This is a genomic window from Streptomyces yunnanensis, from assembly GCF_029011865.1.
Classification (GTDB): domain Bacteria; phylum Actinomycetota; class Actinomycetes; order Streptomycetales; family Streptomycetaceae; genus Streptomyces; species Streptomyces yunnanensis.
This window is the reverse complement of record NZ_CP095749.1, coordinates 4,037,113-4,050,179: the sequence shown is the minus strand read 5'-3', so window position 1 is coordinate 4,050,179 and position 13,067 is coordinate 4,037,113. Positions and strand designations below refer to the sequence as shown.

The window sequence follows — 13,067 nt, the reverse complement described above, 5'->3', positions numbered from 1 at the left end:
CCGTTCCCGTCAGCGTTTCCTCTGCACGGTCAGCCGGCCGTCGTTCATGTCGACGTGCTCCCCGACCAGGGAGACCGACGCCCCGTGCCCGTTGTTGATGTGGACCCCGGTGGCGTCGATCCGCACATACGCGCCGCTCGGCGCCTCCAGCAAGATCCCCTCGGTCGGCACGTCGGACATCACGATCTTGTGCTTCCCCGGCGTCTGGATCACCACCGGACGCGAGATCGCCGGATCCCGTCGCGCGTCCTCCGGCAACTCCTCCCGCCGCCCGTACCAACACCCCACCCACACCGGGAAGCTGGGGTCCCCCTGCTCGAACTCCACCCACACACCGGCCCCGACCGACGGCACCACCACCTGCCCGGCCTGCTCACCGGTGAACGGGAAACACGGCAGTGCCCAGGTCGACACCTCGTCGCCCAACACGTCCGGGACCTGGACCTTCAACCTCCCGACTCCCATCGGGTCGTCGTTCGCCGCCACCCGGCCCCGGAATTTGCCGAGGAAGCGGTTGTTCGGTGCAGCAGCCATGCGCGGCTTCTCTCCTTACGTCCCCATGGACGGGTGACAGGTGACGGATGCGGGTGCGGCTAGGGCCGAACGGTGCCGCTGCGGGCGATCAGCCCCTCCCTGGACAACGTGAAGTTCTGCAGGTACGAACCGAGCCGCACATTGTGCGTCACGGACTTCACGTAGTAGTCGCCGTCATACGTGACCCCGGCGCCCCGCACGCCCACCAACTCCCGTGGCCGGAGCACATATCCGTGCCGGGTGACATCCAACGACCCCGACCCCGAAATGGCGTCGGCACTGGTGGCGGCGCGCCCCAACGCCTCTGCCTTCGCCAGTCCCTCGTCCATCTTCGCCGTCCCGCTCAGCGTCCTGCGCTTGAGCGCCGGCGAGCCCCGCAGCCCCAACGGCGGCCGCAGCGGGCTGATGTCGGGCTGCGCCAACAACGGCGCCTGCCGCGTCACGGGATCCTGCACCCGGGCCTGCGGCTCTTCCCGTGCCGTCCCGTCATAGGCGAACGTGAGCTGATCGACGGTCGAGTTCGCGTCCATGTTCACGTTCAGGGCGTGCTGCCGCTGCCCGAGCCGCTGCTCCGGCCCCCAGAAGGCCGTCGACCGCCCCGGCACGGGACCCGGCTCCAGATAGAACGTGTACCCGTTGGCCCGCGCCAGCTCGTTCACGTACTGCAGATCCGTCCCCGTCTGGTAGTCGACCCGCACCTGCTCCCGCGGCGGCTGCGGAATCTGCTCCCTGATGATCCGCGCATCGATCCCGTAATCGGCGTACTGGGACAGGATCCGCTCGACCCGCTGCGAGGGCGCCAGATTCGGATAGCGGGCCGTCCGCTCCTCCAGATCCATCAACAGCGTCAGGTCCTCACCCGTCACCGTCAGCGTGCTCTGCCCGGGATGGTTGCTGCTCCCCACCTCCTGCCGCACGATCACGCCGTCCAGCAACACCACCGGCGTCCCCTTGAGGGCAACGGTGACGATGACCCGCGTCTTCGGATCGAAGAACCCCTCCGGCAGCAACCGCTCGACGATCGCCCCCTTCTTCGTCAGGTCGAACGCCAGCTGAAACCCGCTCCGTTCACCGGCCGTACTGGTGATCTGCGCGGACAACAGCGCCTCCACCACCTCCTGCGGGACCAGCCGCGCCGACTTCGGCCCCATGTACAGCGAGAGGTGAAGGGGCCCCCGCCCGACCGGCTCGTCCCCCTCAGCCATGCCGCACCCCCGGCCCGCCGCCGACACCCCCGGTGAACCCGCCCGGCAACGGCACGGCTATCTCCACCCCGGGCTCCGCCGTCAACTCCCGTGGCTCCAGCACCGGATTGGCATCGGCGATCCGCCACCACTGCCCCGGATCCCCGAAATACCGCTGCCCCAGCTGATCGGCCCGCTCCCCGCTGCCGACGACATGCGGCACGGCGTCCTCCGCGGCCTGTGCCAACGACGGCAACAACCTCCGTCTGGCATACCGCACTTCGGTCCCGTCGGGCAGGGTGTGCACCCCGATGTCGATCCCCGCATACCGACTGCTCCGCGGATACGGATGCGCCCCCGGCACGTCGTCCAACGCACTCTCGTACGGTTCGATGCCCACGCCTCAGATCCCCCTCCCCAGCCCCAACTGCGCCAACGTGCCGCCCCGCGCCCGCCGGGCCAACTGCTCCTTCTGCGCCAGGTGCGCGAGATACAGCGCCGCCCCGGGATGCCCGGCCGGCAGATCACTCACCGTCAACACCTTCAGCCCGATGCTCAGTGAGGCCCGTATCGGACAGAGATTCACATCGAACGCCGACTCATTGACCGACAACTCCGTCAACCGCACCGGCATGATGCGTTTGCTCCCCCACGTGAACAGCGTCAACGGCATCTCGATGGGACTGATCTCGATGGTCCCCTTCTTGGTCAACTTCGACGCCGCCAGCAACTGCGCGGTCGTCGGCTGCACCAACATCTCCAGCACCGCCAACTCCGGATGAATCCCCTCCGGCGCCGCTACGTCCAACTGATCGGTGGCATCGATCTCCGCGGTGAACTTCCACGTCTCCTGCGCGGGCCCTTTGAGCCGCAGCGCCTCGTTCCGGTCCCCTCCACCACTCCCGCCCCCGCCCCCACCACTGTCGCCCTCACCCCCGGCCGCCTGCGGCGCCACCTGCCGCTCCAACGTGTCCGGATTGAACTGCAACACGATGATCCGCTGCGGAACACCGAGCTCGGGATCAACCACAACGATCCCGGAACGAATGGGTTTGGGGATGTCGGCGTAGCGGGTCATGGTTTCCTCACTCCGAATCTCCGAGGCTCTGCAGGATCAGAGATGCCGAATGTGCTAGCTGGGCGTCCTCCTCCTGCTGGATGAATCGTTCCAGGGTGGGGCGAAACTCCGGCCAGTCGGTGTAGGCGATAGCCCACACTGCGGCCTTCCTCACTCTTTTGTCCGGGTCCTGTGAAGCGCGGGAAATTCGACTCACGACCGACTCGTCAGCCTCCAGCGGCGCCCCTACGCCCAGCCGCATGACTGCTCGCGAGCGGCCTGCCGGATAGGCGGCACCGGAGACCTCGTACAGCAAATCCTCCAGTTCCCAGACTTCGACTCCGGACGACACGGTCGTCAATGTTCGGTTCCTGCCTTCGGTGTTGTCGCCCATGGCCATGACGAACCGCTCGTCGGCGAACTCATCCTCGACATAGTGAATCGAAGTTCCGTCTCCCACCTCCCATTTCAATTCCCGATAGATCTTCCTGTCCGGGTCTCTGTCCAGCATTCCGGCGTAGTGCCAACCCTGCGCCTCCGCGAAGCTTTGAAGCTGCTGAATGCTCACTTCGTCCTTCAGGACCAAGCGTTGGCTCAAGCGTTCTTGAGTGGTGGGGTCGTCGCCCATGCGTGCTTCCTTCTGCGTGGTTCCTACGACACTCCGTAGGCCTCAAGTATGAATTTTCTTATATGGGCGAACAGTGCCTTCTTCTGGGCCTCCTCGTCACCTTTGTCCTTGAAGTCGAGGTCTAGAGTGTTTGCCCATGCCGTAAGAAATCTGACCTCGGAGTCGGCCATATTTGTCGCGCCAGGCGACATGTTGAGGCGACGAGGATTGGTGCCGCCTGTCACCCGGTCCCAGGTGCGTTCGATGTAGGCCTGCTCCCATTCCTGCCAGGTGGCTGCGGCGGCTCTCCCCTCTTCCCGATCAACGGTACCTTTTACGATGGTGCCGTCTCTCCGTTTCCGCTGATTGCCTTCCCAGTTATGTGGAATCTTCTTCCGGAAGGTCTCGTTTGCCTCTTCCTTGCCGTGGAGGCGCGCCGCGTCTGCCCTTAGGGTCGGTCGCCCTGTCCGTGCGGTCATGGATTGAATGTCCGGCCCGGTGAGGCCTGCGTCCCGGCTCTTGCGCTTCATGACGGAGGCGAGTTCCTCTGCCGGCATTCCGCTCTTCCGTAGGCGTTCGTAATCGTAGTAGAGGTTGAGCATTCGAGCATTCGCCTGGGCGCCTCCGGGGGCCATCGGCAACAGGTTCAGTGACGAGTGAAGGGTGTCGATCCTTTCTCCCCCGGGTCGCTTGCGCTGTTCCTCCTTCATGAAGGGGGCGGAGTAGGCCATTGCTCGGTATACCAGGTCGCTCTGAGAGCGCCCCTCTTCCACGGCGGCCAGTCCCCTGAAGAACATCTTCTGACTCTCGGGAATCTTGCTACCGTCGTTAGGGCTGGCTCCTCTGAGATCTTCGTACATCACTCGTGAGATGGCCTGTTGTTCGGCCTCACTCTTCCCGGCGACCATGGTGTTGTATTTGTCGGGAATTTGATGCTGTGAATTTCCCTCTTCCTGTATCACGTACTTGTTCTGGGGTCCCCCCTTCTGTTCGATCCGTACTCGCCCGCCGGTTTCACTGTCGTGTACGGATACACTCTCGCCGCTTCGAAGGGCGAGAGACTTGAGTTTCTGTGGGAGTCCTGCGGCCTGTGTGGATCCGCTGAACGGCATCTCACCATTGACGGGATCCGGTATACCGGCTGCCGCCCCGGTTCGGCGCTTGGAGTTCTGGACTTCGTCCGCCAGTTCGCGGATGTATTGCAGGAGTTCGTCTCGATCAAGCGTGACGCCGGCGATTTCGGCCTCTGGGTTGAGAACTGCCCTGATGGCGAACTTGCCCGCTCCCTGGACAGTGAGCGATGTCAGTCTGTACCACGCTCGGTACCCGACAAGCTGTGCCTTGAGGATGGGGCGGCGCACTCCCTTGTGCAGGGTCCGGTCAAGGGAAGGACGCAAGCGAGCCATGATGCGAGCCAGGCGCTGATCCTTCGAATCCTTCTTGTTTTCGTCCTCTTTTTTCTTGTCTTTTTTGTCCTGCTTTTCTTTTTTGGGGTCCTTGTTCTTCGGGTGGTCGTCCTTGGGCTTGTGCGGGCCTTTTTCGTCGGGCTTGTGTCTGGGGTTTTTGTTGTGGTCTTCCTTGGGCTTCTTGGGGTCGTGTGGGTCGTGGTCCTTGTCGGGCTTGTGTCGGGGGTTCTTGGGGTCGCGGTCGGGGTGTTTGTCGTGGGGCTTGTGGGGGTGGTCGCCGTCCTTGTCGGGCTTGGGTTTGCCGGGGGTGTCCTTGTCGTCCTTGGGCTTGGGCCTGGTGGGGTCTTCTTCCTTGGGTTTGTTGGGCCTGTTGGATCCGGGCTCGTCCTCCTTGGGTTTGGTGCCGGGCTTTCCGTCGTCCTTGGGCTTGGGTTTGGGCTCCGGATCCTGCTTGGGCTTGGGGCGGGGTTCCGGTTCGGGCTTGGGCTTGGCGGACGGGGTGGGGCGGGTGTCGGGGGTCTCGTCGGCCTTGGCCCTGGGCTTGCCGTTCTTGTCGTTGCCGGCGGGCCTCCTGGGCTCGTCGGTGGGGGTCTTGGGCTTGCCGGCGGCCGGCCGTTCCGGGGTTTCGCCGGGTTTGGACGGGGGCTTGTCGGCGCCCGGTTTGGCGGCGGCCGGCTTCTCGCCCGGTCGCTGGCCCGGTTTGCCCTCGTGGGGCTTGGTGGTCGTCGGCCGGGTGGTCGGGGCACCGGCGGACTTCGGGGCCGGTTCCCTGGTCGGGGTGTCGGCGGTCCGGGGCTTCTTGTCGCCGGGTTTGCCCTTGCCGCCTGAGCCCTCGCCGGCCGCGCCCTTCGGGCCGCCGCGGCCTTCCTTCCCGAAGCCCTTGCCGAGGCGTGCGGCGACGCCCTTGAGGCGCTGGCCGACCTTGGCGACGTACTTGCCGATGCCGTTCAGCAGCCACTGGTAGAGGGTTTCGAGGAGAGCCACCACGCCCGCCGCGACGGCCTTGGCGAAGAGGATGCCGGCGCCGCCCGCGCGGACCGCCTTCAGCCAGTCGAGGACCATGGACAGTGCGCGCAGGATGGCGCTCAGTGCGCCCCACGCGGTGCGGATGGCGTCGATGGCCGCCATCACCCAGCCGGCCCCCGGAATCAGCTTGGCCACGATCTTGGTCATGACCAGTTCGCCGATGATGAGCGGGAGTTGGGGGAGGACCGCGTCCCAGGCTTCCTTGACGATGTCGTCGAGTTTGAAGCCGCCGTTGAGGAGCTTGTCCAGGATGGCCTTCGGGACGCCGATGATTTCCTGGATCTTGTCCTTGAACCATTGTTTGACCGCGCTGGAGATCTCGCGGAAGAGGTGGTTCTTGGCGCCGTCCACCGCGGAGTTCTTGGCGCCGCTGAGCCAACCGCCCGGGTCGGAGAGGAAGTCGACCGCGATCAGCATCCAGTCACCGAGCGCGCTCAGGAGCTTGGACGCGAAGTCCAGGACCGCCTTGATGGCCCCGATGACCTGCTTGATCGCTTCGTCGAGTACCTGTTTGAGGATGTCGAGGATGCCGCTGAGCAGTTTGCCCAGGGCGTCGAGAAGGTCGGAGAGGGCCTTCTTCAGCATCGTGGCGAGCTTGTTGACGAGGGCGATCGCGGCGGAGATGAGTTCGGCGATCATCTTGCGGATGCGCAGGGCCAGTTCGATGACCGCGCGGACCATGGCCACGGCGAACTCGATCAGATCGTTGATCAGGGTCTTGATGGCGTCCGCGATGAACTGGCGCGCCTCGTTGATCCAGCGCTCGACCGTCTCCTTGAAGTGCTTGATGAAGCCGACGACGGCCTCGCGGGCCCGCTTGATGACATCGACGATCGCGTTCTTGATCTCGATGACCTTCTGCTTGATCCAGTCGAACGCCTTGGAAAGCCAGTTGCCCGATTCGTTGACGCTGTCGTCGCGCTTCTTCTTCGCGTCGTTCTCGGCCTCGGTGTTCTTGTCCTGGATCTTCTTGTCGCCGTCGTCCTTTTCCTTCGTGGCGTCCTTGTCGGTCTTCTCCTCCTTGTCCTTGACGTCCTTACGGACCTTGTCGTGCCGCTCGGTCTTCTTGTCGCCGAGCTTCTTGAGCTCCGTGTCCTGTTCCTTGCGCCAGTCCGAGCGGTGGTCGGTGACCTCGCTCATCGCCTTCTGGCGTTCGTCCGCCTGGCTCTTGGTGTTGCCGTCGACCTCGGTGTCGACCTGCTTCTTGTGCTTCTCCTGGGAGTCGCGGAAGTCCTGGTCCTTCTTCTGACGGCCCTTGGACATGTCCTTCTGACCGTCGCTGAACGCGGCCTGGAACTGGGGGCCCCGGTCGTGCTCGGCCACCTCCGAGGCCGCCTCGGGCGGTACCGCCCCGGTGTTCGCCGCCCCCTGCGGCCCGCCGCCCTTGCCGCCCTGGGCACCGGGCACCTTGGCGGTCATCTGCTCCTTGGGGGCGTCCGGGTAGACCTGGTCCTCGCCCATCGGCCGGCCCGCGTCGTCCCGGCCGGTCGCGACGGTGTCCTGGCCCTTGGCGTCGACGGCGCCGCCCTGCTCGTCGGCCTTCTCCCCGGCGGCGCCCTGCATCTGCACGCCCGGCGCGTTGCCCGCCTGGGCCTTCTTGAGCGCCTCGTCCTTCGTGGGCAGCCCGGCGAACTTGGCGGCCAGCTCCTGCTTGTCGACCTTGAAGCCGAGCTTCTCGGCCACCCACCCGATGCCGAAGCCCAGCGCCATCTTGAAGGTCTGCCAGCCGCCCGGCTCCTCGGCCTTCTCCGCCTCGATCTGGCCTTCCGGCTCCTTGGCGCCGCTGACCTCGGCCTTGTCCACGCCGGGTGCGTCGCTCTTCTGCGCCGGGTTCTGGTCGTACTGGGCCGGTGCGTCGGCCTTCGGCTTGCCCTGGAGCGTTTGTGGCGCACCGGCCGGGCGCTGCATCGACGGCGGTGCCGCGGCCAGTGCCTTGTGCTCGTCGCCGACCGTGCGGTCCACCGAGCCGCCCACCCCGCCCATGGCCTCAAGTGCCTTGTGCGGCTTGAGCTTCGACGCGGTCGACAGGCCGGCCTCGGGGGAGACGTTCGACAGGTTCGGGGCCGGCCCGGAGTCCTTCTTGGCCTTCTTCACGGGCACGGCCGCACTGCCGCCGCCCCCGCCGCCCCCGCCCTTGGCGGAGGGCGCAGCACCGGCCGCCCTGGGCGCCTGCTGCTCCTTGGCCGCCGGTGCCGCCGGTGCCGCAGGTCCCGGCGGCGGTGCGGCCGCCGCCGGAGCCTCGGGAGCGCCCTTGGCCGGCTGCTGAGCCGCCGCCGGCGCCGCACCGCCCTTGCCGTGTTCCCCACCCGCCGGGGCGCTCTTCTCCGCCGGCGCCTGCGCGCGGGACTCGGCCCCCGCGCCCGACGGCTCGCGCTGCGCCCCGGCAGCCGCGTCCGCGCTCGCCCCACCGGAGGCGTCGGCGTTGGACCCGCCGGAGACGTGGCTGTCGCGCCCCGGCGACGACGTCTGGGTACCGCCCGCGGCCTCGCCCTTGTCCGCCGGTGCCGCCGTGGCCTGCTTCTGCTCACCGCTGCCCGCGGACTGCGCCGCCGCCGGCTTGCCGGCCGATTGCGGGGCCCCCTTCTCCTGCCCGGCGCCCGGCGCGTCGCCCGCGGCCGGCGTGCCCTGCTCCGCCTTGGCCGCCGGCTCCTTGGCCTCGCCGCCGCCCTTCGGCCGGCCCGGCGCCTCCTGGACCGTCACCTGCGCGGCCACCGGACCGGCCTTGGGGTCGGCTCCGCTCTTGGGGTCCTTCGACGTGGTGCCGGGCGCAGTCCGCGCCTCGGCGGCCCGATCCGGGGCGAGCTCCTCCGTCCCACCGCCCGGTCCCGCGGCGTCCGTCTCGGCCGCCGTCTCCGCACCGGCGGGCGCCTCGTCGACGCCCTCCTCGGGATCGGCCTCCGCCGCCGTGTCCTCGGCGTCCTCGGCGTCGCGCTCCGCCTGCACCTTGTCGGCCTTGGTCACCGGGGGAGCCGGGAGCGACGGGGCCGCCCGGCCGTCGGGCGAGGACGGGGCCAGGGTGTCCGCGGTCGGCACGGCGGACACGTCCGGATCCTGGGCGGGGAGGTAGTCGTCCGGCTGCAGCGTGACGTCCCAGGCGCTCGGCTCCCCGCCGCCGACGTCCACCTCGGACTCGCTGCCGGTGCCGAACGGGTCCTCGTCGACGTGTTCGTCCGGACCTTCGAGGTCCTGGGTGCGGACGCCGTCGAGGGTGCTCACCGCGCCGGGCTGCTGCGCCTGGGCCCCCGCCGCCGACGGCGCGCCCGAGGGCTTCTCCTGCCCCCGCTTGTCCGCGGGGTTCAGCTGTTTGCCCGCCACCAGCGCATCGACCGCGCCCGGACGGTTCTTGGCCGCGGACTCCTCCTTGCTGGCCACCGGCGTGCCCGCGCGCTCGGTGCCCTCCTTGCCGTCGGCCGCGGCGTCCTTCCTGTCCTCCTTGCCGCCGGCCTGCTGCCCGCCCTCCTGCGCGCCGCCGGAGGACTTCCCGTCGGCGGACTGCTCACCGCCGGCCGCCTTGTCCGCCGGCCGACCGCCTGGCGCCGCGGGCGCGGACTCCGCCGCCGGTTGCGCAGGTGCGGCACCCGGCGCCGGGGAAGCGTTCGCCGGGGCCGTGCCCCCGCCGCCGGGCTGCTGCTCCGCCTGCCCGCCGCGGCCGGCGTTCCGGTCCTGTGCGACGGGCCCGCCCGGGGCTTCGCCGCCCTGCGGAGTGGTGCCGTCCGCCCGGGTCCCGCCGTTCCGCGGGGTGCTCCCTGCGGCACCCGCCGCCTCCTGCTCGTCCTTCTCCGGCCCGGGCGCCAGGCCCGGCTTCCGCTCCTGCTCCCGCTGCTCCTCCGCGGCCCGCCGCTCGCTCTCGCGCGTGAACCGCAACTCCTCGGCGGGGTCCGTCTCGACCATCGGCGCATCGAGCGAACTGCGCTCCAGTTCGTCGTCGGACTCGATCTCCTCGACGAGGTCGAGCAGTCGCTCCTGCTCCGAGCTGAGCAGCCGCCGCTCCAGCCGTTCCAGGACCGCTTCCTGCAACTCGTCGGGCAGCTGGGCCAGTTGCATCCGGGCGCGCTTGGACCGATCCTCCGGATCCCCCCGCAACGACCGCAGTACCCCATTGGCCAGGCGGTCCACCAGTGTTGCCGGGTCGATCAGTTCCAGGCGGTGGCGGTCGGCGTCCACCGTGGCGTAGCGGAGCCAGCCCGGTGTGGAGCGGCCCGGTGCCACCTCCGCCGCCGGGTCGTCCCCGCGCGTGGCGCCGAGCATCGCGGAGCGGAGGGACTCCTGGGCCGCGGACTCCGCCTCGCGTTCGACGGCCTCCTGGGGGAGGCTGACCGTGCCCAGGTCGCGGCCGGCGCGCAGGGCGCCCAGGCCGTGCGGGTTCTGGACGGTGTGCAGGAGTTCGTGGGCGAGGAGGCGTTGGCCGTCGGCGGTGCCGGGGCGGTAGGTGCCCTCGCGGAAGAAGATGTCCTGGCCGACGGCGAAGGCGTCGGCGCCCATCAGCTCGGCGAGCTGCCCGGAGTCGCGGTCGGTGTGCAGGCGGACCCGGCTGAAGTCGTGGCCGAGCCGCTCCTCCAGCTCGCGGCGGACGCTGAGGTCGAGGGGCTGGCCGGCGCCGCTGACGATGTTCTTGGGCTCGGGGGCGGCGGACCTGGCGGACCGCTCCTTGCGCTTGCGGCGCCGTGCGTCGCGGGCGGACTGGCCGGACTGGCCGGACTGGGCGGCGGACTGGGAAGAGCTGCTCATCGCGCCTCCCCCCGTCCGGTCAGCCCCGCGTGCACCGCGCGGGCCAGCGCCTCGCCCAGCCGTACGGGGTGCGTGGTGGCCGGGAGCGGCGGCAGGCCGGCGAGCCCGTCGAGGGCGAGGCCCGAGCCGTCGCCGGCCGCGGCCAGGGGCACGCCGCGGTCCCGTACGAGACGGGTCAACTCGGCCTGGAACGCGGCCGATACCCGGTCCGGGTCGGTGGTCCGGGCGTCGAAGCCGTCCAGGACGAGTTCGCCGATGTCGATGCGGAAGGTGCGGGGAGCGGGCGCCCCCGCCTCCCGCACCGTGGGCTCCGGTGCTACGGACTCCCGCACCGTGGACTCCGGTGCCGCGGATTCCCGCACCGTGGACTCCGGTGCCGCGGACTCCCGCGCCACGGCGTTGCCGACCTCGTGCTTCAGACCCATCCGTGGACCTCCGACGGCGTCAGAGAGCGTTCCAGCTTCAGGTACTCGGTGCGCGCCGCGGCCAGCATGTGACGCATCTGGAGGCGGTCGCCCTCCTCCGCGGCGAGGAAGGCGCCGGAGAGCGCGATGTTGCGGATCGATCCGCCGGCGACGGTGAGTTGGGCCAGCAGGGACGGTTCGATGCCCTTCGTCGGGGCCTGGGCGGGCAGCACCCGGCGCCAGATCTCCGCCCGCTCCTTCTCCCCGGGGAAGGGGAAGTCGACGACGAAGCGGATGCGGCGCATGAAGGCCGAGTCCAGGGCCTTCTTCATGTTGGTGGTGAGGACGGCCAGGCCGCGGTACGCCTCCATGCGCATCAGGAGGTAGCTGACCTCCAGGTTGGCGTAGCGGTCGTGGCTGTCCTTGACCTCGCTGCGCTTGCCGAACAGCGCGTCCGCCTCGTCGAACAGGAGCAGCGCCCCGCCCCGCTCGGCGGCGTCGAAGACCCGGCTGAGGTTCTTCTCCGTCTCGCCGATGTACTTGCTGACGACCTGGGAGAGGTCGATGACGAAGAGGTCCAGGCCCAGCTCCTTGGCCATCACCTCGGCGGCCAGGGTCTTGCCGGTGCCGGAGCCGCCGGCGAAGAGCGCGGTGACGCCGAGGCCGCTGCGCAGCGCCTGCGCGAAGCCCCAGTCCTGGTAGACGGTGCCGCGCTGGCGGACATGCGCGACGATCTCCTGGAGGACGCGCAGTTGGCGGTCGGCCAGCACGAGATCGTGCCAGCCGGCCCGCGGCTCGATGCGGCGGCCCAGTTCGTCCAGGCCCATCCGCGCCTCGGCGAGGCCGGCCCGCCAGGCCAGCTCGGCGGCGTCGACGGCGTCGGCGGTGGCGGAGGTGGCGGAGGCCACGGGAAGGTCGCGCCGGACGGATGCGGCGGCGGTGCGGACGACGTGCGGGGGGAGGTGGAACTGCGCGACAAGGGCGGCTAGGTGACGGTCCGTCACCTCCGGGATGCCGGCGAAGGCGTCGGCCCACAGGCCCAGCTGCTCCTCGTCGGAGAGCTTGGGGACGGTGACCCGCTCGCCACGCGGATGGCCGGTCTGCCGCGGCTCCCGGCCGGAGACGACCAGCGGGACGGCGGCACCCGCGACGAAGGCGTCCGCGGCGGCGTACTGCTCGCGGTCCAGCTCGCCAACCTCGACGAGCAGCGCGGCCGGCAGCAGGATCGCCTCCCGCTGCCAGAGCCGGGCCAGCCGGTCCCGCGCGGCCGGGTCGGCCGGGATGTCCTCGGCGGCCATGGAGTACAGGCCGAGCCCGCAGCGGCGGGCCGCGGTGGCCGCGATGTCGGCGCGGGTGCGCAGATCCCCACCGACCAGTTCGACGCGCAGCGGGGCGTCGGGGCCGGCGCCCGCCCAGCCGGCCGCCACCCGCCGGGCGGCCGTCTCGTAGGCGGGCGGCAGCGTCTCGGGCGGGACGGTGCGGCGCAGTTGGCCGTGCAACCGGGCGTCCAGGTAGGGCGCGCCGGCCAGGAAGTGCAGGATGCGCTCGTCGAGCCGCAGCCGGCCGGTGGTCAGGTGGGTCGCGTCGTCCAGCTCGACCAGCTGCCAGCGGCGCAGCGGGGCGACCGGGGTGAGGGCGCTCCAGTGGGGGTCGCCGAGCGCCGCCAGGGCGAGCGAGAACGTGGGGTACGGGCGGGCCGGATCGCCGCAGGCGGCGGCGCAGCGCACGCCGGTGGTCGGGTCCAGCTCGGCGGCGGCGGTGAGCAGCACGACCTCCCGCTCGAAGGGGGTCAGCCCGAAGCACGCAGCGAGGGCGTCGAGAGTGCCGAGGGCGCCGAGGGCGCCGAGGGCGTGCGGGGAGGGGGGTGCACCCGCACCGGTGTCCGCCTCCGCCTCCGCCTCCGCCTCCGCCTCCGCCTCCGCCTCCGTCCCCGCGCCCGCCGGGTTCCCCTGGGTGCGGGCCGCGTGCGCGTCCAGGCGCGCGAGGACGGCCCGGACGGCCGCGGAGAGCGCCGCGCCGTCCGCTGCGCCGTCGGCCGCGCCGTCCGCCTCGCCGGACGTCCGCCCGTCCGCCGCCCCCGGCCCGTTCCCGCCGCTGCCGCCGGCCGCCATCTCCTTCTCC

General features: G+C 70.1%; 8 protein-coding genes. All 8 read right to left on the bottom strand.

Features of this window, described 5'->3' with window-relative positions:
• Positions 1–9: 9 nt before the first annotated feature.
• Genes MOV08_RS17320 through MOV08_RS17285 form a run of 8 tightly spaced genes read right to left on the bottom strand, consistent with a single transcriptional unit; the run spans position 10 to position 13,057 of the window.
• A complete protein-coding gene (locus tag MOV08_RS17320; protein WP_039633566.1) occupies positions 10–534 on the bottom strand; it encodes a phage baseplate assembly protein V in 525 nt (174 codons plus the stop codon).
• Positions 535–593: 59 nt separating this feature from the next.
• Positions 594–1,739, bottom strand: a complete 1,146-nt coding sequence (locus MOV08_RS17315; protein WP_039640982.1) for a hypothetical protein — start codon at positions 1,737–1,739, stop codon at positions 594–596.
• Positions 1,732–2,118 carry a LysM peptidoglycan-binding domain-containing protein gene (locus MOV08_RS17310; RefSeq protein ID WP_275307975.1) on the bottom strand — a complete coding sequence of 129 codons (387 nt, stop codon included), beginning with the start codon at positions 2,116–2,118 and terminating at the stop codon, positions 1,732–1,734. Before MOV08_RS17310 ends, MOV08_RS17315 begins: the two co-directional genes overlap by 8 nt.
• Positions 2,119–2,121: 3 nt before the next feature.
• The gene (locus MOV08_RS17305) at positions 2,122–2,796 is read right to left on the bottom strand and encodes a hypothetical protein (RefSeq protein ID WP_039633562.1); all 675 of its coding nucleotides are present in this window, start codon (positions 2,794–2,796) and stop codon (positions 2,122–2,124) included.
• A gap of 7 nt (positions 2,797–2,803) precedes the next feature.
• Positions 2,804–3,403 carry a HEAT repeat domain-containing protein gene (locus MOV08_RS17300; protein WP_275307974.1) on the bottom strand — a complete coding sequence of 200 codons (600 nt, stop codon included), beginning with the start codon at positions 3,401–3,403 and terminating at the stop codon, positions 2,804–2,806.
• 23 nt (positions 3,404–3,426) lie between these two features.
• Entirely contained in the window at positions 3,427–10,542 is a 7,116-nt protein-coding gene (locus MOV08_RS17295) for an eCIS core domain-containing protein (protein ID WP_275307973.1), read from the bottom strand.
• Entirely contained in the window at positions 10,539–10,967 is a 429-nt protein-coding gene (locus MOV08_RS17290; protein ID WP_275307972.1) for a hypothetical protein, read from the bottom strand. Before MOV08_RS17290 ends, MOV08_RS17295 begins: the two co-directional genes overlap by 4 nt.
• Positions 10,958–13,057, bottom strand: coding sequence for an ATP-binding protein (locus MOV08_RS17285; RefSeq protein ID WP_420834298.1), 2,100 nt, complete (start codon positions 13,055–13,057; stop codon positions 10,958–10,960). The genes MOV08_RS17290 and MOV08_RS17285 overlap by 10 nt, the downstream gene beginning before the upstream one ends.
• Between the last annotated feature and the right edge of the window lie 10 nt (positions 13,058–13,067).